This is a genomic window from Mycobacterium sp. 23 (genome assembly GCF_048287075.1).
In the GTDB taxonomy this organism is placed as follows: Bacteria; Actinomycetota; Actinomycetes; order Mycobacteriales; family Mycobacteriaceae; genus Mycobacterium; species Mycobacterium gordonae_B.
This window is the reverse complement of the sequence record NZ_JBLVUX010000005.1, coordinates 4,301,375-4,322,314: the sequence shown is the minus strand read 5'-3', so window position 1 is coordinate 4,322,314 and position 20,940 is coordinate 4,301,375. Positions and strand designations below refer to the sequence as shown.

Here is a 20,940-nt window from a genome sequence, read left to right as displayed (position 1 = left end):
AAGGAGTACAACGATGCTCGGATACCGAGTGCCCGCGCCGGACGAGGCAATGCTCATTTCAGGCGGCAAAGCCAAGGGCAATGTCCCGTTCCGGGTGGTGACCGGCCACGGCGCCTTCGTCGTCCCGTTCTTCCGCAAGGCCGCCTTCCTGACGCTGGCGATGTGCGAGGCCGAGGTGGCCGAGAAATGCGTCACCCAGCAGGGCATCACCCTCAACGTCCGGGCCGTCATCGCGTTCAAGGTGGGCAACGACCCGGAAAGCATCATCGCCGCCGCGCAACGATTTCTGTCCGAACAGGACCAGATGTCGGTCCTGACGGGCCGGATCTTTGCCGGGCACCTGCGCTCGATCATCGGCTCGATGACCGTCGAGCAGATCATCCGGGAGCGCCAGAAGCTGGCCACCGAGGTGCTCGACGGCTCCAAGGAGGAGATGGCCCGCATCGGCCTCAACGTCGACGCGTTGCAGATTCAGTCCATCGACGACGACGGGCTGGGCTACATCAAGGCGATGTCGGCCCCGCACAACGCCGCCGTGCAGCAGCAGGCCCAGATCGCCCAGGCGCAGGCCAACCAGAAGGCCGCCGAGGCCGAACAGGAGTCGCAGCGCAAACAGGCCGAGTTCGCCCGCGAGACCGCCATCGTGAAGGCGCAGTACAAGGCCGAGGTGGACAAGGCACAGGCGGAGGCGGCTCAGGCCGGCCCGCTGGCAGAGGCCGAGGCCCAGCGGGAAGTGCTGGCCATGCGCACCGAACTCGCCCAGCGGGCGGCCGAACTGCGGCAGCAGGAGTTGGTCGCCGAGGTGGTCAAGCCCGCCGAGGCCGAAGCCGAGCGGGTGCGCATTCTGGCCGTGGCCGACGCCGAGAAGATGAAGATCCAGGCCGAGGCCGCCGCCTCGCACAACCGGGTGGCGCTGGACCGGATGATCATCGACCAGCTACCCGAGATCGTCGACAAGGCGGCGCGCGGACTGGCCGGTTCGAATCTGACCGTGCTCAACGGTGCCGAAGGGATCAGTCAGGTGACCAGTGGCCTGGTGTCACAGGGTCTGGCTATCTTCGATGCCGTACGCAACGGGCTCTCCCAGTACGACGAAGACGAGGGCGCGCCGGCGTGATACGCGCCGGTAAACGCCTGAGGGATATCAGTGACGGCCGGCCTTTTGTGGTGTATCACTGAAACGCCCGATAGGTGCTCGGCGAAAGGGGTGGTCGTGAGCGAAGAAGCCCAGTCCACAGATCTGGCAGCGGCAGCGCGCGACAACCTCGCCGCCGAACTGGCCCGGCTCAAGCAGCGGCACGACCGCCTCGAAATCGAGGTCAAGAACGACCGCGGCATGGTCGGTGATCACGGAGACGCGGCCGAGGCGATCCAGCGCGCCGACGAGCTGGCGGTGCTCGCCGAGCGGATCAACGAGCTGGACCGGCGGTTGAAGTCCGGGCCGCCGAGCTCGGAGGACTCCGACACGCTGCCCGGCGGTACCGAGGTCACGCTACGCTTCGCCGACGGCGAAGTGGTCACCATGTACGTGATCTCGATCGTCGAGGAAACGCCGGTCGGTCACGAAGGCGAGACGTTGACCGCCCGCAGCCCGTTGGGTCAGGCGCTGGCCGGCCATCAAGCGGGTGACACGGTGACGTACTCCACGCCGCAGGGCCCCAGCCAGGTCGAGCTGCTCTCGGTGAAGCTGCCCACCTAGACTCCCAGTCGATGATCCCGCCGCCGGAGCCAGATGCCGAACACCCGGAACAACACCAGCATCTGCATCTGACGACCCAGGCGTTGCGCTTCATCATCACCGGTTCTTTCTCGGCGGTCGTCGACTTCGGGCTCTATCTGATCCTGTACAAGGGGCTCGGCGTCCAGGTCGACCTGGCCAAAGCCACCAGCTTCATCGTGGGCACCATCACCGCGTATCTGATCAACCGGCGCTGGACGTTCCAGGCGTCGCCGAGCACCGCGCGGTTCATCGGGGTCATGGCGCTGTATGCGATCACCTTCGCGGTGCAGGTCGGTCTCAACCATCTGTGCCTGGAACTGCTGCACTACCGGGGCTGGGCCGTGCCGGTCGCGTTCGTGGTGGCGCAGGGCACCGCGACGGTGATCAATTTCATCGTGCAGCGCACCGTGATCTTCCGCATCCGCTGACCCTTGCCGGGGGCGCGGTACCCTCTTTGACGATGTCGAGCAGCGAATTGGCCACTACACCGACCCGGCTGACCGGGTGGGGACGAACGGCACCCTCAGTGGCGGAGGTGCTGCGCACCCCAGATGTCGAGGTGATCGCAAGGGCGGTGGTCCGCGCAGGCGAGTCAGACGGCCGGGGCGTGATCGCCCGCGGGCTGGGCCGGTCCTACGGGGACAACGCGCAGAACGGCGGCGGCCTGGTGATCGACATGTCGGCGCTCAACAAGATCCACTCGCTGAACGCCGAAACCAAGCTCGCCGACGTCGACGGCGGCGTCAACCTCGACCAGCTGATGAAGGCGGCGCTGCCGCTGGGACTGTGGGTGCCGGTGCTGCCGGGCACCCGCCAGGTCACCATCGGCGGCGCGATCGGGTGTGACATCCACGGCAAGAACCACCACAGCGCCGGCAGCTTCGGCAACCACGTCCGGTCCATGGACCTGCTGCTGGCCGACGGCGAGATCCGGCGGGTGACGCCGGACGGCGACGAAGCCGAGTTGTTCTGGGCCACCGTCGGCGGCAACGGGCTGACCGGGATCATCCTGCGCGCCACCATCGAGATGACCCCCACCGAGACGGCCTATTTCATCGCCGACGGCGACGTCACCGCCACCCTCGACGAAACGATCGCCCTGCACAGCGACGGCAGCGAGAACAACTACACCTACTCCAGCGCCTGGTTCGACGCGATCAGCGCGCCACCCAAGCTGGGCCGCGCGGCGGTTTCCCGCGGCTCGCTGGCCACCCTGGACCAGCTGCCCGAGAAGCTGCGCCGCAATCCGCTGAAATTCGATGCGCCGCAACTGTTCACGTTCCCCGACATCTTCCCCAACGGGCTGGCCAACAAATACACGTTCGGGCCGATCGGCGAATTGTGGTACCGCAAATCCGGCACCTACCGGAACAAGATCCAGAATCTGACGCAGTTCTACCACCCGCTGGACATGTTCGGAGAGTGGAATCGCGGCTACGGTCAGGCGGGCTTCCTGCAGTACCAGTTCGTGGTTCCCACCGAAGCCGTCGACGAGTTCAAGCGGATCATCCGCGACATCCAGGCCAGCGGGCACTACTCATTCCTCAACGTGTTCAAGCTGTTCGGCCCGGGCAACCAGGCCCCGCTGAGCTTCCCGATCCCGGGCTGGAACATCTGCGTCGACTTCCCGATCAAGGCCGGCCTCAACGAGTTTGTCAGCGAACTGGACCGGCGGGTACTGCAATTCGGCGGCCGGCTCTACACCGCCAAAGACTCCCGGGTGAGCGCCGAGAATTTCCACGCCATGTACCCAAGGATCGACGAGTGGATCGCGGTGCGCCGCAAAGTCGATCCCACCGGCGTTTTCGTCTCCGACATGGCCCGACGTTTGGAGTTGCTGTAAATGGTGCTCGACGCAGTAGGGAACCCTCAGTCCATCCTGCTCCTCGGAGGCACCTCTGAGATCGGGCTGGCGATCTGCGAGCGGTACCTGCAGAACGCCAAGGCGCGAATCGTGTTGGCAGCCATGCCCGAAGACCCGGGTCGTGACGCCGCGGTGGCTCAGATGAAGGCCGCCGGCGCGCGGTCGGTGGAGCTCGTCGACTTCGACGCCCTGGAGCCCGACACCCACCCGAAGGTGATCGACGAATGCTTCAACAACGGTGACATCGACGTGGCCATCGTCGCGTTCGGGTTGCTGGGTGACGCCGAGGAGCTCTGGCAGAACCAGCGCAAGGCGGTGCAGATCGCCGAGATCAATTACACCGCAGCGGTATCGGTGGGTGTGCTGCTGGCCGAAAAGATGCGTGCCCAGGGCTTCGGCCAGATCATCGCGATGAGCACGGTGGCCGGTGAGCGGGTGCGCCGATCCAACTTCGTCTACGGGTCCACCAAGGCCGGACTCGACGGCTTCTACCTGGGTTTGTCAGAGGCGTTGCGCGAGTACGGGGTTCGGGTGCTGGTGATTCGGCCGGGGCAGGTGCGAACCAGGATGAGCGCCCACGTCAAGGAAGCACCACTGACCGTCGACAAGGAGTACGTCGCGAACCTGGCGGTGAACGCGTCGGCAAAAGGTAAGGAATTGGTTTGGGCGCCAACAGCATTCCGTTACGTGATGATGGTGTTGCGTCACATCCCGCGGAGCATCTTCCGCAAGCTGCCCATCTGAGCATGCGCAACGCGCTGGCCACCCTGGGCCAGATGACGCTGGCGACGGTGGTGGCCGTCGTGGTGTCGGTCGTCTCGCTCGCGGCGATCGCCCAGGTGCAGTGGCCCGCCTTCCCGTCGTCGAACCAACTGCACGCGCTGACCACGGTCGGCCAGGTGAGCTGCCTGGCCGGGCTGCTCGCCGTCGGCTGGGTGTGGCGGCTGGGACGCTTCCGGCGCCTGGCCCAGCTCGGCGGGCTGGTGTTCGTCTCCGCGTTCACCGTCGTCACGCTGGGAATGCCGCTGGGCGCCACCAAGCTGTACCTGTTCGGCATCTCGGTCGACCAGCAGTTCCGCACCGAGTACCTGACCAGGCTCACCGACAGCCCGGCGCTGCACGACATGACCTATATCGGGTTGCCGCCGCTGTACCCGCCGGGCTGGTTCTGGATCGGCGGGCGCGCGGCCGCGCTCACCGGGACGCCGGCGTGGGAGATGTTCAAGCCGTGGGCGATCACGTCGATCACCATCGCGGTCGCCGTTGCGCTGGTGCTGTGGTCGCGGATGGTCCGCTTCGAGTACGCGCTGCTGCTGACGATCGCGACCGCGGCCGTGACGCTGGCCTACAGCTCGCCGGAGCCCTACGCCGCGATGATCACGGTGCTGCTGCCGCCCATGTTTGTGCTGACCTGGTCGGGCCTGCGCGCCGCCGGACGCTCGCCTGACCCTGCCGACGGTGCAGCCAGCCTCACGCTCGGCGAGGACCGGGGCACGCGTGCGGGGTGGGCGGCTGTCGTCGGCGCCGGCGTCTTCCTGGGGTTCGCAGCCACCTGGTACACCCTGCTGGTCGCCTACAGCGCCTTCACGGTGACGCTGATGGCGCTCGGTCTCGCCGTGTCACGCTGGCGTTCCGGCGGCATCAGAGCCGCCCTCGACCCGCTGCGCCGGCTGGTGGTCATCGGCGTGATCGCGGCAGCGATCGCGTCCATCACCTGGCTGCCTTACCTACTGCGCACGTTGAGTTCCCCGACCAGCAACAGCGGCAGCGCCTTCCACTACCTGCCCGCCGACGGCGCCGAGCTCACCTTCCCCATGCTGCAGTTCTCACTGCTGGGCGCGGGCTGCATGCTGGGCACGCTGTGGCTGGTGGTGCGGGCACGGTCGTCGGTGCGCGCCGGCGGCCTGGCGATCGGTGTGCTCGCGGTCTACGCCTGGTCGCTGCTGTCGATGCTGACCACCCTGGCGCGCACCACGCTGCTGTCGTTCCGCTTACAGCCGACCCTGAGCGTGCTCCTTATCGCGGCCGGGGTGTTCGGGTTCGTCGAGGCGGCTCAGGCCCTGGCCGCACGCAGCCGGGCAGTGCTGCCGGTGGCGGCGGCGCTGGGTCTGGCCGCAGCGATCGCCTTCAGCCAGGACATTCCCGACGTGCTGCGACCGGACCTGACGATCGCTTACACCGACACCGATGGCGACGGGCAGCGGGGTGACCGGCGACCGCCCAGCTCGGAGAAGTACTACCCGGCCGTCGACGCCGCCATCCGGAAGGTCACCGGCAGGCCGCGCGATCAGACCGTGGTGATGACGGCCGACTACAGCTTCCTGTCGTTCTACCCCTACTGGGGCTTCCAGGGGCTGACGTCGCACTACGCCAATCCGCTGGCCCAATTCGACAAACGCGCCGCGCAAATCGAGAGCTGGTCGAAGCTGAAGACCGCCGACGAGTTCATCCAGGCGCTGGACAAGCTGCCGTGGCCACCGCCGACCGTGTTCGTCATGCGGCGCGGAGCCGGGAACACCTACACCCTGCGGCTGGCCGAAGATGTCTACCCCAACCAGCCCAATGTCCGTCGCTACACGGTGGACCTGAAGGCCGCCCTGTTCAGCGACCCGCGATTCGCCGTCGAGACCATCGGACCGTTCGTAGTGGCCGTCCGTAAGCCGGTGCCGAACGCCTGATGCTCACCGAAGAACTACCATCTACCTCCGTGGGCGACGCGGGAGCAAACTACCGGATCGCTCGACTCGTTGCCGTGGTCGCCGGACTATTGGGAGCGGCGCTGGCGCTGGCAACCCCGCTGCTGCCGGTCAAGCAGACCACCGCCCAGCTCAACTGGCCCCAGAACGGCACCTTCGGCAGCGTCGAAGCGCCGCTGATCAGCTATGTGGCCACGGACCTGAACATCAGCGTGCCGTGCCAGGCCGCCGCCGGGCTGGACGGGCCGCAGAACGCCGGCAAGACGGTGCTGTTGTCGACGGTGCCCAAGCAGGCACCCAAGGCGGTCGATCGCGGCCTATTGCTGCAACGGGTCAACGGCGACCTGGTTCTGATCGTGCGCAACGTCCCGGTGGTGACCGCCCCGATGAGTCAGGTGCTCGGTCCGGACTGTCAGCGACTGACGTTCACCGCCCACGCCGACCGGGTCATCGGGGAGTTCGTCGGCCTCAAGCAGGGGCCGACCACCGAGCATCCCGGGGCGCCGCTGCGCGGCGAGAAGAGCGGCTATGACTTCCGGCCTCAGATCGTCGGGGTGTTCACCGACCTGACCGGACCGGCTCCCCCGGGCCTGAGCCTCTCCGCGACCGTCGACAGCCGTTACAGCAGCAGCCCCACGGCGCTGAAGATGGCCGCGATGATCCTCGGCTTGCTGCTGACGGCCGCCTCCCTGGTCGCGCTGCACGTCCTGGACACCGCCGACGGCACCCGGCACCGCCGGTTCCTGCCGTCGCGCTGGTGGTCGGTGGGCGGCCTGGATGCGCTGGTGATCGCCGTACTGGTCTGGTGGCACTTCGTCGGCGCCAACACCTCCGACGACGGCTACATCCTGACCATGGCCAGGGTGTCCGAGCACGCCGGCTACATGGCGAACTACTACCGCTGGTTCGGCACCCCCGAGGCGCCGTTCGGCTGGTATTACGACCTGCTGGCGATGTGGGCGCACGTCACCACGGCCAGCATCTGGATGCGGCTGCCTACCCTCGTGATGGCGCTCACGTGCTGGTGGGTGATCAGCCGCGAGGTCATCCCCCGGCTGGGTGACTCCGTCAAGAAGAGCCGCGCCGCGGCGTGGACGGCGGCCGGGATGTTCCTGGCGGTCTGGCTGCCTTTGAACAACGGCCTGCGTCCGGAGCCGATCATCGCCCTGGGCATCCTGCTGACCTGGTGCTCGGTGGAGCGGGCGGTGGCTACGAGCCGGCTGTTGCCGGTGGCCGCGGCGTGCATCCTCGGTGCGCTAACCCTGTTCTCCGGGCCGACCGGAATCGCCTCCATCGGTGCGCTGCTGGTGGCGATCGGGCCGTTGCGGACCATCCTGCATCGCCGCTCCAAGCGATTCGGCCTGCTGCCGCTGATCTCGCCGATCCTCGCGGCCGCCACGGTCACCACGATCCTTATCTTCCGGGATCAGACGTTCGCCGGCGAAGCCCAGGCCACCGTGCTCAAGCGCGCCGTCGGCCCCAGCCTGAAGTGGTTCGACGAGCACATCCGCTACGAGCGGCTCTTCATGCCCAGCCCGGACGGGTCGGTGGCGCGCCGGTTCGCGGTGCTGGCGCTGATCCTCGCGCTGGCGATCGCGGTGGCGATCTCGTTGCGCAAGGGGCGGATTCCCGGTACCGCGGCCGGTCCGAGCCGCCGCATCATCGGCATCACCATCATCTCGTTCCTGGCGATGATGTTCACCCCTACCAAATGGACGCACCACTTCGGGGTGTTCGCCGGGCTGGCCGGTTCGCTGGGGGCGCTGGCGGCGGTGGCTGTGACCGGAGCCGCGATGCGCTCCAGACGCAACCGCACCGTGTTCGCCGCCGTCGTACTGTTCGTGATGGCGATGTCGTTCGCCAGCGTCAACGGCTGGTGGTACGTCTCGAATTTCGGCGTGCCATGGTCGAATTCGTTCCCCAAGTGGCGTTGGTCGCTGACCACGGCGCTGCTCGAGCTGACGGTGATCGTGTTGTTGATCGCGGCGTGGTTCCACTTCGTCGCCACCAACGACGACGGGCCGCCCAAAACCCGGCTCGGCGCCCGCCTGACACGGTTCACCCAGTCCCCGTTGGCAATTGCGACATGGTTGCTGGTTCTGATGGAAGTCGTGTCGCTGACCCAGGCGATGATCTTCCAGTATCCGGCGTGGTCGGTGGGCCGGTCGAATCTCCAAGCGCTGACTGGAAAGACGTGTGGTCTGGCGACCGACGTGCTGGTCGAACTAAATCCCGAGGCCGGCATGTTGGCGCCGGTGTCCGCACCGGTGGGCGACGCGCTGGGCGCGGGCCTCTCGGAAGCGTTCACTCCCAACGGGATTCCCGCTGACGTCTCGGCGGATCCGGTGATGGAACGGCCGGGTGACCGCAATTTCGCCAATGACGACGGGGTGATCACCGGCACCGAGGCCGGCACCGAAGGCGGTACCACCGCCGCACCGGGCATCAACGGCTCCCGGGCCCGGTTGCCGTTCGGCCTCGACCCGGCGCGCACCCCGGTGCTGGGCAGTTGGCGCGCCGGCATCCAGGTGCCGGCGATGCTGCGATCGGGCTGGTACCGACTGCCGCCCAAGGATGAACGACACAAGACGCCGCTGCTGGTGGTGACCGCGGCCGGCCGGTTCGATGCCCGCGAGGTTCAGGTGCAGTGGGCCACGGATGACGAGGCCGCAGCCGGAAAGCACAGCGGTTCAATGGGATTCGCCGACGTCGGGGCGGCACCGGCCTGGCGCAACCTGCGCGCGCCGCTGTCGGCCATCCCCGACTCCGCCACGCAGATCCGCATGGTGGCCGACGACGACGATCTGGCCCCGCAACATTGGATCGGGCTGACTCCGCCGCGAGTGCCGCAGCTGCGCACGCTGCAGGACGTGGTGGGTTCGGCGGATCCGGTGTTCCTGGACTGGCTGGTGGGGCTGGCGTTCCCCTGCCAGCGGCCGTTCGGGCATCAGAACGGTGTCGACGAGACACCCAAGTGGCGGATCCTGCCCGACCGCTTCGGCGCCGAGGCCAATTCGCCGGTCATGGACAACCTCGGCGGCGGACCACTGGGCATCACCGAATTGCTGACACAATCGACCACCGTCGCCAGCTACCTGAAGGACGACTGGTTCCGGGACTGGGGCGCCCTGCAACGGCTCACGCCTTTCTATCCCGACGCCAAACCGGCGCGGCTGGAGGTGGGGACAGTGACGCGCAGCGGGTTGTGGGACCCGGCGCCGCTGCGCAAGAGCTGATGGGCCGGGGGCCCACTTAGAACGGTGGGGGTTCGTCGTCGGGTGGGCCGGTGGCGGTGATTCGGGCTTGGTGGTTGGCGCGGCGTTCGGCGGTCACCCGGGCGGCGCGGGCTTGGGTGCGGGTGCGCCGGCGGGTGGGCATCATCGCGGTGCGCTCGGCGCAGTAATCCGCCGGTGGGGTTTGGGCTTCGGGGGCGGGCATCCCACCCACCGCATGGCACAGGCTGGGAAACAGCAGCGCGGAGCCGGGGGTGGTGACGTGGGTGTCCCCGGCCGGGGAGGTCAGGATCAAGGTGCCGTCGGCGAGTTGTTTCTCGGTCCAGCCCCAAAACGTTTTCATCAAGTGATGCGTGCGGCAGTAGCACTTGAGGTTGGTTACAAGTCGTTGATCTACCTGCTTCTTGCCTGCATTCTCCCAGTATGGCGCTGGTGAGCGTGAGCAAAGCTGGGTGAGCGTCAACGTACGTACTGAAGCCCGTACACGATCTATGGGGTTGTGCCGCCTCCTCTGAGTGAAGTCTCTTCAGATGTTGTCATCGCCTGTGGAGCATGCAGCCAATGACGATCCGCTTGGCCTGCTCGTACACGACCTAGGCGGTCTAGTGCTCCCGCGAGGGTGAACTTGCGCCGCCCGACGCAGGCAGCGACCACAGGCCCAGAGTTCGCATTGCGCCTGGACTATCCAACTATCCAACGGCTCTTCCCGATCGCGTCCGGAATTACTGCCATGCAGGCTTGTCGGCGTCGGTGCCTGGCTTGTTTACTCCCAGTGAGCCGTGGAGTTCTTGTGAGGGATCGGTAATCAATCGTACGACGAGTGCCGCGATGCTTTTTCGGGATACCTCGGTGCCTTTGAAAGGTTCTCCTTTCTGGGTGATCTCGTAGTCCACTTCGTCTTTGTCTGTAAGCCATGCGGGTCTGATGATTGTGTAGTCAAGGCGCGAAGACTCGATCACTTTCGCCGCTGCGGCGTAGGTTTCGAGATAGCCGCCGTCGAGCATCCGGTGGTTCCAACGGCCAAACTCGCCGGGGACTTCGTCGTAGATCCCTAGCGTCGAGATCCAAATGAGCCTTCGCACGCGAGCGCCCTCAAGCGCAGTGACGACCCCACGCGCTTGGTCCACGATATCTTTACCGCCAAGGTTGGCATAGACGATGTCCTGTCCCTCGACCGCTTGTTTCAGGAGACTTCCGTTAAGGACATCACCTTCTACTGCCGTTGCGCGGAGGTCGGGCAAGTCGTGCAAGCGTTGGTCGTTCCGTAGGTAGAGGGTGAGATTCACGCTCTCGTCGTGGAGCAGTTCGCGTACTACGATTTGCGCGATTCTGCCTCCGGCACCAAGTACAAGAACTCGTGTCATGAATGCTGCTCCTTCCGTCGTCGTGTCTGGTGGGCGTTATAAGCGGCCATCAAGGTATTTCCTACTCGGCCAAGTCCGGCACGACAGATACTGGCGAGCTGGCGGCCCCTCGGTTGTGCTGATCGCATGCTGCGGGAGAGCACGTGCCTATCGTGCAGGTAACCCGTCAGCTCTAGCGACTATCCCGCACTGCTCCAGCAAAGGGGAGTTAGCGATTCACGTCAACGATGATGCGGCCCCTCACTCGGCCCTCAAGAAGATCTGTTGAAGTGGAGATAGCGTCAGTGAGGCCGATCTCGTGGCTGATCTCTCCTAGGTGTCCGGTGTCGAGGTCCCTGCTCAGCCGGCCCCACGCTGTGACGCGTTTGGCGTGGGGCTGCGTGACACTGTTGATACCCAACAGGCTCACTCCGCGCAGGATGAATGGCGCAACAGTGCTTGGGAATTCCATGCCTTGAGCCATGCCACACGCGGCGACGGCTCCCTCGGCACTGGTGGTGGCACACACATTAGCCAGTGTGTGGCTGCCCACGGAGTCGATAGCGCCGGCCCAGCGCTCGCTGCCCAAGGGGCGGCCCGGTTCGGCGAGTTCGGCTCGGTCGATCACCGTAGCCGCACCCAACCTCCGCAGATAGTCTGCCTCAGCGAGGCGGCCGGTTGCCGCGACGACCGTGTAGCCGTTGCTCGCGAGCAGCGTGACCGCGATGCTTCCGACGCCGCCACTGGCACCGGTGACGAGTACTTCACCGTCACTAGGGGTGACCCCGTGTTGTTCGAGTGCCATCAGGCAAAGCATCGCTGTATAGCCCGCAGTGCCGATGGCAGTGGCCTGCGCCTCGGTGAACGAGGGGGGGAGTGGCACTAGCCAGTCCGCCTGGAGCCGAGCGATCTGTGCAAGCCCTCCCCAGTGGGTCTCGCCCAGTCCCCAACCGTTCACCAGAACGTGATCACCGGGTTTGTAGCGCGCGTCATTGCTGGCCTCAACGACGCCGGCTAAGTCGATTCCCGGGACCATCGGGAAGCGACGGACGACGGGGCCCCTACCGGTGATGGCCAGGGCGTCTTTGTAATTGAGGCTGCTGTATGCGACCCGGACGGTCACTTGCCCCTCAGGTAGGTCGTCGCTGCCGATCCGCCGCATTTCCGCACGGTAGTCCGTGTTGGTCTTCTCAACCACAATCGCGCTGAACATCGTATTCCCTTCTCCTACGCGCGGGCACATGCGAGGAATCCACTGAAAAACACGTCGAGCGGTTCGACTGTCCGAGCGAGTTTGGTGCGCAATACCGCTCCCTCCCAACCGATCCAGAAGAACCGTGATAGCGCGGCGCAGTCGGTGTCGGCCGGAAGATCTCCTACGTCAACGGCCAGTCGCAGGCAGTCCTGTAAGCGCTGCTCCCAGTCCTCAAGTGTTTCTTCGAGTTTCGTGCGATAGCTCTCGGGAAGTGTCCGAACTTCTTGCCCAAGATTGCCAACAAGGCATCCACGATCAAACCTGTGTCTGGCCATTCCGGCTTTCGCGTCCTCGACGAAAAGGGTCAGACGTTGCAGTGGTGGCAGACTGTCGTCCAACAGCCAGCGATCAAGTTTGCGCGCGAAATACTCCGCGTAGCTCTGCAGCACCTCCAGACCGAATGCGTCTTTGCTGTCGAAGTAGTGATAAAACGAGCCCTTCGGTACATCGACGCGCTTGAGCACCGATTCAATACCTGTCGCAGTGAGGCCCTGAGCAGTCAGGATTTCCATCCCGCAGCGAAGCAATGCTTCCCGCGTGTCTTCGTGGTCACGGCTGACTTTTGGCGGCCGTCCACGACGAGGCCGGACAATGGAAGCGCTCATGTGATGAGATTAGACCGATTGTCTCTAAATGTCCACGGGGGCGTTCAGCGCCCGGTGAGTTCGTGCTGCGCAATGGCGCACAAAAAATGCTCACTTGACCGGATATGTGCGTCTGGACGCGCGTGGTCGAGTTGGTGCCGTGCACGGCCAAGGTCCCTGTTCGGTCAGTTACTCTGCTCCTGTGCCTCGCCCGGGGAACCCGGATATCCGCAGACGGTTACTCGCTAGTGGACTCGAGCTCTTCTATGCCCGTGGCGTCAACGCGACAGGTGTCAAGGAAATTGCCGATCGTGCCGACGTACCGAAGGCGGCATTCTACACGTACTACGAGAGCAAAGAAGCCTTTGTTGTCGCAGTGCTAGGCCAGTACTGGCTCGAACTTCAGGACCGGTCGGGATCCTTGCTGCTAGGTCGCGGGACACCGGTTCGCCGCCTGCAACGCTACTTCGCGGTGATTGCCGACGAGCACGAGCGCCACACCTTTATGCGCGGCTGCCTAATTGGCAATCTCGCGCTCGAAGTCTCAGCCACCAGTGCGTCGGTCCACGAAAAGCTACGCGGCATTGTTTGTGTTTGGGAGCACGAACTGGCCGCTGTTTTCACAGAGGGAACGCCTCAACGGCGTCGCGAAGTCGCAGGTTTGATTATCGAAGCGTGGGAAGGGGCAGTGCTTCGCGCCAGGATCGATCGCACCCGCGCTCCATACGACCGTTTCTCACGAATAACCTTGCCGCAGTTGGTGGGTTTGGTCGGCACGTCCTGAAGTCCCGCCTCCATCATCGAGGTCCGAAAGGCCGGACTTGTTGATATCCGACCGGTCGTCTATTTATACTTTCCGGGCGCTGCCGTGTGTCGCGCACTAGCGCCCGATAGGAAAGGGACTCCCATCCAATGTCGACTTCATCCGTGTACGACGAGCCCGCAGAGCCCGGACTTCCGCCATCTGGCTTCCAGCTTGACGTGACGCACGCTGCGCTCGTCGTGACTGACCCGCAGAACGACTTTCTCAGCCCCGATGGTGCAACATGGTCGGTGTTCGGCGCCAGCGTCGAAGACAACGACACTGTCGAGCACATCGACCAACTACTGTCAGCTGCCAAGAGCGCGGGGATCACGGTTGCGATCTCTCCGCACTATTACTATCCATCCGATCAGGACTGGCAATTCGGCGGACCGCTTGAGCGCTTCATGCACAGTGTCGGTATGTTCGCGCGGACGCATCCGCTGCAGCTGGAAGGGTTCGACGGTTCGGGCGCGGACTATCTCGAGCGGTACAAGAACCGCATCCTGGACGGAAAGACGGTGGTCGCTTCTCCCCATAAAATCGTGGGTCCGCAGTCCAACGATCTCGTACTTCAGCTTCGCAAACGCGGTGTGACCCAAGTTCTTCTGGCTGGAATGGCCGCGAATCTGTGCACCGAAAGCCATTTGCGTGAGCTGATCGAACAGGGTTTCGAGGTTGTCGTCATCCGTGACGCGACTGCGGGTGCACGGTTGCCCGAAGGCGACGGATACTTGGCCGCCCTGATTAATTTCCGATTCCTCGCCTCAGCTATCTGGACCACCGATCAAGCGGTGGCTGAGTTGGCGCAAGCCACCTAAAGACCGATGGGCGCTGACGGCAGCAAAGTTGGTGTATCCATTGTTGCTGAGCTGAACTCGGTTGCCCTGCGAAGCTCAGCGGCGCCGTTGGTGAAAGTGCGCCGATAACGTATCGCGCAGCGTGCGCTTGAAGCCGGCCACGGGGATCTGATTCAAGATTGCGATCGTCGATATGTATTGAGTGCGATAGTTTGCGCATCCGTCGCACTCGGACAGGTGCGTTTCGAGCCTCACGTGGTCGCTCGAACCGAGCGAGTCGTCCAGGTATTCGGTGAGTAGTTCGGCGAGTTCGTTGCATCTCATCTGTCTGCATCCTTTCATGTAGTACATGAGCGACCGGCTCGCCGGCGACCATGCTCCCCGGTGCTTGAGGAAAAATTCCCGAGGATGGCTTCGTTGCTCCGACTCCTCGTCCAGTTTCTCGTCGCCAAGGGACTGCGACCTTTCCTCCTATGAAAGTTCGCAGACAGCTCTGTGAACCTAGGTGACTGATCCTGGGAAGAGCCGATTCCTTTGTGTAAGAGGCCTTCCTGTAGGGGGCCTTCGGCGATTGGCTATGACAGTTTGATTCAGGACCGGTGTGACGGCCTGATTCAGGACCACCTTCTTTCAGACCGGTGTGTTGTGACGGTTTGATTCAGGACCACCCTCGACGGTTGGCGTGTCGATTATTGGCTCGCTGTCGGAGGGTTCCGGATGGGAAGTCGTGTGGAGCTGTTCGCCCAGATACGTAGGGACGCCCGGGTCGAGGGTTTGGGTATTCGGGCGCTTGCTCGTAAGTACAAGGTTGGCCGGGATACGGTCCGGCACGCGTTGGCGAATCCGGAGCCGCCGAGGCGGAAGACACCGGTGCGGGAGTCGCCGAAACTGGGCCCGCTCAAACCTGCGATTGATGCGATGCTGCGGACCGATCTGGATGCGCCCCGCAAGCAACGCCACACTGCGACAAGGATTTGCAATCGTCTGGCCGATGAACACGGCGTTGAGGATGTGTCGTATTCGTCGGTGCGTGACTATGTCCGGGTCCGTCGTGCGGAGATCATCGCCGAGTCCGGTAAGCAGGCGCAGGAAGCGTTCGTGCCGCAGGAACACCCGCCCGGCGCTGAAGCTGAGGTTGATTTCGGCGAGGTTCACGTCATCCTCGCTGGTGTCAGAACCCGCTGCTACATGTTCGTTTTCCGAATGTCGATGTCCGGCAAGGCAGTCCATCGGGTGTATGCGACTCAGTCGCAGGAGGCGTTCCTCGAAGGCCACATCGAAGCATTCGACGTGATCGGCGGCATCCCGGTGCGCCATATCCGCTACGACAACTTGAAGTCTGCGGTCACCTCGGTGGTGTTCGGCCGCGGTCGGGGCAGGGTCGAGAACGACCGGTGGGTGCTGTTCAGATCGTTCTACGGGTTCGACCCGTTCTACTGCCAGCCGGGAGTGAAAGGCGCCCACGAGAAAGGCGGAGTCGAGGGCGAGATCGGACGTTTCCGCCGCACCTGGCTCACGCCCATGCCGGAAGTGGACTCGCTGTCAGAGCTCAACGACTACATCCGCCGCTGCGAAGCACGTGAGGATCATCGGCGGGTCACCGGCCGGCTGCACACCGTGGGCCAGGACTTCCAGACCGAACGAGAACATCTCGCCGCTCTGCCTGCCGAGCGGTTCGACCCGGGGCTGGTGCTGCATCCACGGGTGGACCGGTCGGCGCTGATCACGGCGCGGTCGGCGAAGTACTCGGTTCCCGCCCGGTTGATCGGACGCAAAGTCAGGGTGTCGCTGCGGGCCTCGGAGTTGGTCGTCTTCGACGGCCGCACTATCGCCGCACGCCATGAACGCGTCACGACCCGCAACGGGCAATCGATCAACCTCGACCACTATCTGGAGGTGTTGCACTGCAAACCCGGCGCGTTGCCCGGCTCCACCGCGCTTGCTCAGGCCCGCGCCGCCGGCACTTTCACCGCAGCGCACGAGGCGTTCTGGCAGCAGGCCCGCCGCGTCGACGGCGATGCTGGCGGGACTCGCTCGCTAATCGACGTGCTGCTGCTGCACCGCAGCATGCGCGCTACCGATGTGATCGCCGGGATCCACGCCGCCCTGTCGGTCGGTGCCGTTTCAGCGGATGTGGTCGCGGTCGAAGCACGCCTGCATGCCGCCGGTGGTGGTCTCGAATCAGACCGTCACGCCGGTAACCATGCCAATACCGTCGATTACCGGGTCGTCAGTCTGACCCAGCGCCGCCTGGCTGATCCAGCGACCGTGATCGCCGGCCTGCCACCCGACACCCGGCCGCTGCCTGACGTCGCGGCCTACGACGAGCTGCTCCAACGCAGACCCCCAACACCGCCACCCGGTGACGGAATGGAAGGAACGACTGGATCATGAGCACGGCCACGAAAGTCACCAACACCCTGCGCCGCCAACGCGGGATGACCCCACAAGCGGCCCAAGCCGCCGTCGATTCCGCATGCCGACGCCTGCGGTTGCCGACCGTGCGTGCGGTGATCGACGAAGCAGTGAAAGTCGCCGAGCGTGAACAGCTCACCTACCACGGCTTCCTCGCCGAACTGCTCCTGGCCGAATGCGATGACCGGGACCGCCGATCCACCTTGCGGCGAGTCGCAGCGGCCGGGTTTCCACGTCAGAAATGGTTGGGCGACTTCGATTTCGACGCCAACCCAAACATCAACGCCGCCACCGTACATACCGTCGCCCAAGGCGATTGGATACGCCGAGGCGACCCGCTCTGCCTGATCGGCGACTCGGGCACCGGCAAGTCCCACCTGCTCATTGGTGTGGGCACCGCCGCCGCCGAGCAAGGCTTCCGCGTCCGCTACACACTGGCGACCAAACTGGTCAACGAACTCGTCGAGGCCGCCGATGAAAAGCAACTCGCCCGCACGATCGCCCGCTACGGCCGCGTCGATCTTTTATGTATCGACGAACTCGGCTACATGGAACTCGACCGCCGGGGCGCGGAGTTGCTGTTCCAAGTACTCACTGAACGCGAGGAAAAGGCGTCAGTAGCCATCGCATCCAACGAGAGTTTCTCCGGCTGGACCAAAACCTTCACCGACCCCCGACTCTGCGCCGCGATCGTCGACCGACTCACCTTCCACGGCACCATCATCGAAACCGGCACCACCTCATACCGGCTCAGCCATACCCGCGGTAGCAGCTCGCGATCACAGCCTACGAAGACGCCTGAGCCACCACCTCCTCGCCGAGGTGGTCCCGAATCAAGCCGTCACAGTGGTCCTGAGTCAGGTTGACATAGAGAGGCGATCGGTGTCCTGACGTAGTCGCGTGCGAGGCGTGGCGTCGTGGGGCTTGCAAGTCGACAACTTGCACGAAGCCGCCCTCGTCACCCGCACGAAGCGAGGTGACGAGGGCGGCTTCGGCCTCAGCGGCGTGTGAGTGCATCGACCAGCGTCCAGGCAGAGATTCCGAGCAGTGCGACGTCCTTGATCAGGAACTGACCAGTCGACGACAACACCGGGAAACCTCCTGCTGATGCTTCGAATGCACCAGGCGTACTGAGCACGAATGTCAGTGTTGTGGCGAACATGCCGATGGCCATGAGGCTACCGATCGCTGAGAGTCGAGGGAACCACGGTTTGACGGCGAGCAAGACCGCGATTGCGATCTCGACTACACCGAGTAGCGACGAAAAGGTGGTGATCGAGAAAATGTCGTACAGCCAAGACATGAAAGGGCTGTTCGACACGAATGGCGCGATGCCGTTGGCTTCGTACTCTGTGAACTTCAGCATGCCGATCCAGGCGATGACGACGACCAGCCCGTACCGTGCCAGGCCCGCGCCGCCACGTGCTACTGGCGACTCTGGGCGCACGCCGGCTTGAATCTGCTCGCGGATGGTAGCGATCATGATGACTCCCTTGCTAGTTGGGTTGACTACACCACTGAGTGCTATGCACTTCGGAAAGCGTTACAGCGCTTCCGTTTAGGTGGGTGTGCCGTACGTCATAGTTCCTGCGGGGATCTTGTGGGTCGAGACCGACGACGCGGATTGCGAGGTCTCGCCCTCGACCATTTGGGTGCCCACGCCCTTCCGCGCGGCGCTGCGGTCGTCGACGCCAAGTTCCTTTAGTCGCGGTAACCCCAGAAGTCGGCTTATCCGCCCCGTGTCGGCGCAATCGACCAGCACAGCACGGACCATTTAGCAGCGCAGCGCGGTCAGGGAAAACGCCGGCGTGGTCTGTCGGCCCTCGTAGTGCCGATTTGCTGTGTCGCGACTAACGGCCGAACAGATTTGGCGACCAATCTGCTTTGAGCAAGGCGATGAACGCAACCCTAAACGCACTGACCGCCACCAGACAGTGCTGGGTCTCTCCAGTTTTGGGCGACCTTGAGAGGCTATCGACGGCTAGGAGCGATGGTCCGACCATGTTGCGCAGCAACCGTTTCAGGCGGTAGAACACCGAATGCAACACGGTGCACACCCTGGCGAGAACGACCGCGAGTGTTCGCACTGCAGGTTCATCGGGTTCTGCGCCCCATCGGACTACTTGCCGGGTGACCTGCAGGCCAAACCGCCGATGCTGACCGGGTTACAATGATTCTTGCCTTGGCTTAGGCATGGTACACATGACGAGGTCGACGATGCTCGGCAAGCTTGCGGCGTTGCAGCAGACCTCGGCCCAGGAAGTAGACGCTGCGCGAGAATCGATCAAGTGGCCACCGCACCGCCGGCTTGGCACCGCCTCCCAAGCACTTTGAACCACCCCGGGTTTGATGCGCGTCAAACCTGGGGTGGTTCACGGGTTTTCGTATCGTTGCCGATTTCATTCGACTGCGGGTTCCTGGCCGGATGGCACGGTCGAACCTGCGCAGTTCGGCGAGTCCCTATTGAGTGGGGATCGTCCGAGTTAAGCCGCGCAGCAGAGCGCACCTCAAGCACGGTCACGCACCGACGGCCACCAACCAGCCGACCCGGCGGTGTTAGCGCAGGAAGACACCCCCTTTACGCCCATCTGAATATCGCGCTATTGGGATATTGACGTATCTCGATATCTAGGTTAGGGTTGGTGGCACCACGTCGTCAGGGGTGGTGAACAACGAAATCACGGAAGAGGTTGAGCCGGTTGTACTTCCGGCCCGCCCGCCAATCAGAAGGAGAAGCGCGCCATGTCCACGTCCCAGTATGCTCCGGACCGCAGCTACGGAATGTTCATCGACAACCAATGGGTGGACGCGGAGTCCGGGGAGACGATCGAGAGTATCAATCCCGCGACGGGTGAGGTGCTGACTCGTATTCCTAGTGGAACAGCCGCTGATGTCGATCGCGCGGTCCAGGCGGCGCAGCGTGCGTTTGCGGGCTGGAGGGCGACCACGGTGACGGAACGGGCGAACGCGTTGAACAGGATCGCCGACCTGCTGGAGGCTGACGCCGAGCGTTTCGCGGTCCTGGAGTCGCTGGATGTGGGCAAGCCGATTCGCGAGTCGCGCGTTCTCGACGTGCCCATCGCCATTGATCACTTCAGGTACTTCGCCGGAGTGATTCGCAGTCACTCAGACGAGGCGGCCGTGCTTGATGAACAGACCCTCAGCCTCGTGCTGAGCGAACCGCTTGGTGTGGTTGGTCAGGTGATCCCCTGGAACTTTCCGTTGTTGATGGCAGCCTGGAAGATTGCCCCGGCAATCGCCACAGGGAACACCGTGGTGATCAAGCCATCGGAGATGACGCCGGTCAGCATTTCCGAACTGGCAAAGATTTTCGCGCAAGTTCTTCCCCCCGGTGTCGTCAACATCGTCACCGGCACAGGGCCGGTTGCCGGCCAGGCCGTGCTGGATCACCCGACGGTACAGAAGCTGGCATTCACCGGTTCCACCCGAGTCGGCTACACCGTCGCCGAAGCCGCAGCCAAAAGACTGGTACCAGCAACGCTGGAGCTGGGCGGCAAATCGGCGAATATCGTTTTCCCCGACGCGAATTGGGACAAGGCCGTCGAGGGGGCAGCCCTGGCGATTCTATGGAATCAAGGCCAAGCCTGCGAATCCGGAGCTCGCCTCTTCATTCACGAGTCGATCTACGACCGTTTTATCGACGAACTAAAAGCCAAGTTCACCACGGCCCGCGTGGGGGATCCCCTCTCACCAGACACCCAGGTGGGCTCGTTGATCAGCAAAGCCCAGCTGGAGCGCGTGTTGGGCTATGTAGAAACCGGTCGTGCTGAAGGTGCCACGGTTTTGACGGGTGGTCGCCGGCTCACTGGCGGGGACTACGATTCCGGATTCTTTGTCGAGCCGACAATATTGGTCGATGTGCGCAACGATATGCGCGTTGCATCGGAAGAGATCTTCGGCCCCGTTCTCGTTGTTATCCCATTCAAGGACGAGGATGAAGTTATCGCCTTGGCCAACGACTCAGAATACGGACTCGCCGGCACAGTGTGGACCCAAGACATCAACCGTGCACTTCGCGTGGCACGCGCGGTGGAGACCGGTCGGATGTGGGTGAACACGGCCCATGAGATCCCTGCGCATGCACCCTTCGGGGGCTACAAGAAATCCGGTCTGGGCCGCGAAGCCTACAAATCCATGCTTGACGCGTACACCCACAAGAAGAACATCTACGTGAGCATGAACGAAGCTCCGCGCGGACTGTTCTAAA

The 20,940-nt window shown here is 63.9% G+C and carries 17 protein-coding genes and 1 pseudogene; 12 read left to right on the top strand and 6 right to left on the bottom strand.

The window, feature by feature from the left end:
* Positions 1 to 13: 13 nt before the first annotated feature.
* The 7 genes from ACNQS7_RS21170 (at position 14) to ACNQS7_RS21140 (ending at position 9,516) form a co-directional block, all read left to right on the top strand.
* Positions 14 to 1,117, top strand: coding sequence for an SPFH domain-containing protein (locus ACNQS7_RS21170; protein WP_055581328.1), 1,104 nt, complete (start codon positions 14 to 16; stop codon positions 1,115 to 1,117).
* 96 nt (positions 1,118 to 1,213) lie between these two features.
* Positions 1,214 to 1,699 carry a GreA/GreB family elongation factor gene (locus ACNQS7_RS21165; protein WP_055581340.1) on the top strand — a complete coding sequence of 162 codons (486 nt, stop codon included), beginning with the start codon at positions 1,214 to 1,216 and terminating at the stop codon, positions 1,697 to 1,699.
* An 83-nt stretch (positions 1,700 to 1,782) separates the two neighbouring features.
* Positions 1,783 to 2,148 (top strand): GtrA family protein, encoded by a 366-nt coding sequence (locus ACNQS7_RS21160; RefSeq protein WP_156452871.1) that lies wholly within the window; start codon positions 1,783 to 1,785, stop codon positions 2,146 to 2,148.
* Positions 2,149 to 2,180: 32 nt separating this feature from the next.
* Positions 2,181 to 3,563: an FAD-binding oxidoreductase gene (locus ACNQS7_RS21155; RefSeq protein ID WP_055581330.1), complete on the top strand. Its 1,383-nt coding sequence runs from the start codon at positions 2,181 to 2,183 to the stop codon at positions 3,561 to 3,563.
* Complete coding sequence (locus tag ACNQS7_RS21150) at positions 3,564 to 4,328, top strand: decaprenylphospho-beta-D-erythro-pentofuranosid-2-ulose 2-reductase (RefSeq protein WP_310777231.1); 765 nt, start codon at positions 3,564 to 3,566, stop codon at positions 4,326 to 4,328.
* Between the two features lie 2 nt (positions 4,329 to 4,330).
* Positions 4,331 to 6,262 (top strand): galactan 5-O-arabinofuranosyltransferase, encoded by a 1,932-nt coding sequence (locus tag ACNQS7_RS21145; RefSeq protein ID WP_418014079.1) that lies wholly within the window; start codon positions 4,331 to 4,333, stop codon positions 6,260 to 6,262.
* Positions 6,262 to 9,516 (top strand): arabinosyltransferase domain-containing protein, encoded by a 3,255-nt coding sequence (locus ACNQS7_RS21140; protein ID WP_418014078.1) that lies wholly within the window; start codon positions 6,262 to 6,264, stop codon positions 9,514 to 9,516. The genes ACNQS7_RS21145 and ACNQS7_RS21140 overlap by 1 nt, the downstream gene beginning before the upstream one ends.
* 16 nt (positions 9,517 to 9,532) lie before the next feature.
* On the opposite strand, the pseudogene ACNQS7_RS21135 reads toward ACNQS7_RS21140, so the two are convergent.
* The 4 genes and pseudogenes from ACNQS7_RS21135 to ACNQS7_RS21120 form a co-directional block, all read right to left on the bottom strand.
* Positions 9,533 to 9,892 (bottom strand): annotated as a pseudogene (locus ACNQS7_RS21135) (hypothetical protein); the annotation flags it as partial.
* A gap of 343 nt (positions 9,893 to 10,235) precedes the next feature.
* Entirely contained in the window at positions 10,236 to 10,877 is a 642-nt protein-coding gene (locus ACNQS7_RS21130) for an SDR family oxidoreductase (protein WP_016343728.1), read from the bottom strand.
* Positions 10,878 to 11,085: 208 nt separating this feature from the next.
* The gene (locus tag ACNQS7_RS21125; RefSeq protein WP_041927776.1) at positions 11,086 to 12,069 is read right to left on the bottom strand and encodes an MDR family oxidoreductase; all 984 of its coding nucleotides are present in this window, start codon (positions 12,067 to 12,069) and stop codon (positions 11,086 to 11,088) included.
* Positions 12,070 to 12,083: 14 nt separating this feature from the next.
* Positions 12,084 to 12,716, bottom strand: a complete 633-nt coding sequence (locus ACNQS7_RS21120) for a TetR/AcrR family transcriptional regulator (RefSeq protein ID WP_016343726.1) — start codon at positions 12,714 to 12,716, stop codon at positions 12,084 to 12,086.
* Positions 12,717 to 12,897: 181 nt separating this feature from the next.
* On the opposite strand from ACNQS7_RS21120, the gene ACNQS7_RS21115 reads away from it, so the two are divergent.
* Together ACNQS7_RS21115 and ACNQS7_RS21110 are read left to right on the top strand one after the other, a co-directional pair.
* Positions 12,898 to 13,479 carry a TetR/AcrR family transcriptional regulator gene (locus ACNQS7_RS21115; protein ID WP_055576391.1) on the top strand — a complete coding sequence of 194 codons (582 nt, stop codon included), beginning with the start codon at positions 12,898 to 12,900 and terminating at the stop codon, positions 13,477 to 13,479.
* Positions 13,480 to 13,622: 143 nt separating this feature from the next.
* Complete coding sequence (locus ACNQS7_RS21110; protein ID WP_226069240.1) at positions 13,623 to 14,318, top strand: cysteine hydrolase; 696 nt, start codon at positions 13,623 to 13,625, stop codon at positions 14,316 to 14,318.
* A 75-nt stretch (positions 14,319 to 14,393) separates the two neighbouring features.
* Here ACNQS7_RS21110 and ACNQS7_RS21105 read toward each other — a convergent pair whose 3' ends face one another.
* Positions 14,394 to 14,621: an anti-sigma factor family protein gene (locus ACNQS7_RS21105; protein ID WP_016343723.1), complete on the bottom strand. Its 228-nt coding sequence runs from the start codon at positions 14,619 to 14,621 to the stop codon at positions 14,394 to 14,396.
* Positions 14,622 to 15,014: 393 nt separating this feature from the next.
* On the opposite strand from ACNQS7_RS21105, the gene istA reads away from it, so the two are divergent.
* Both istA and istB read left to right on the top strand, forming a co-directional pair.
* Positions 15,015 to 16,691, top strand: a complete 1,677-nt coding sequence (gene istA, locus ACNQS7_RS21100; RefSeq protein ID WP_055578112.1) for an IS21 family transposase — start codon at positions 15,015 to 15,017, stop codon at positions 16,689 to 16,691.
* On the top strand, positions 16,688 to 17,578 hold the full coding sequence (istB, locus tag ACNQS7_RS21095) for an IS21-like element helper ATPase IstB (protein WP_082275278.1): 891 nt from the start codon (positions 16,688 to 16,690) through the stop codon (positions 17,576 to 17,578). Before istA ends, istB begins: the two co-directional genes overlap by 4 nt.
* A gap of 131 nt (positions 17,579 to 17,709) precedes the next feature.
* Here istB and ACNQS7_RS21090 read toward each other — a convergent pair whose 3' ends face one another.
* A complete protein-coding gene (locus ACNQS7_RS21090) occupies positions 17,710 to 18,192 on the bottom strand; it encodes a YkgB family protein (RefSeq protein ID WP_041928033.1) in 483 nt (160 codons plus the stop codon).
* 1,262 nt (positions 18,193 to 19,454) lie between these two features.
* On the opposite strand from ACNQS7_RS21090, the gene ACNQS7_RS21085 reads away from it, so the two are divergent.
* On the top strand, positions 19,455 to 20,939 hold the full coding sequence (locus tag ACNQS7_RS21085; protein WP_016343721.1) for an aldehyde dehydrogenase family protein: 1,485 nt from the start codon (positions 19,455 to 19,457) through the stop codon (positions 20,937 to 20,939).
* The last annotated feature ends 1 nt before the right edge of the window (position 20,940 follow it).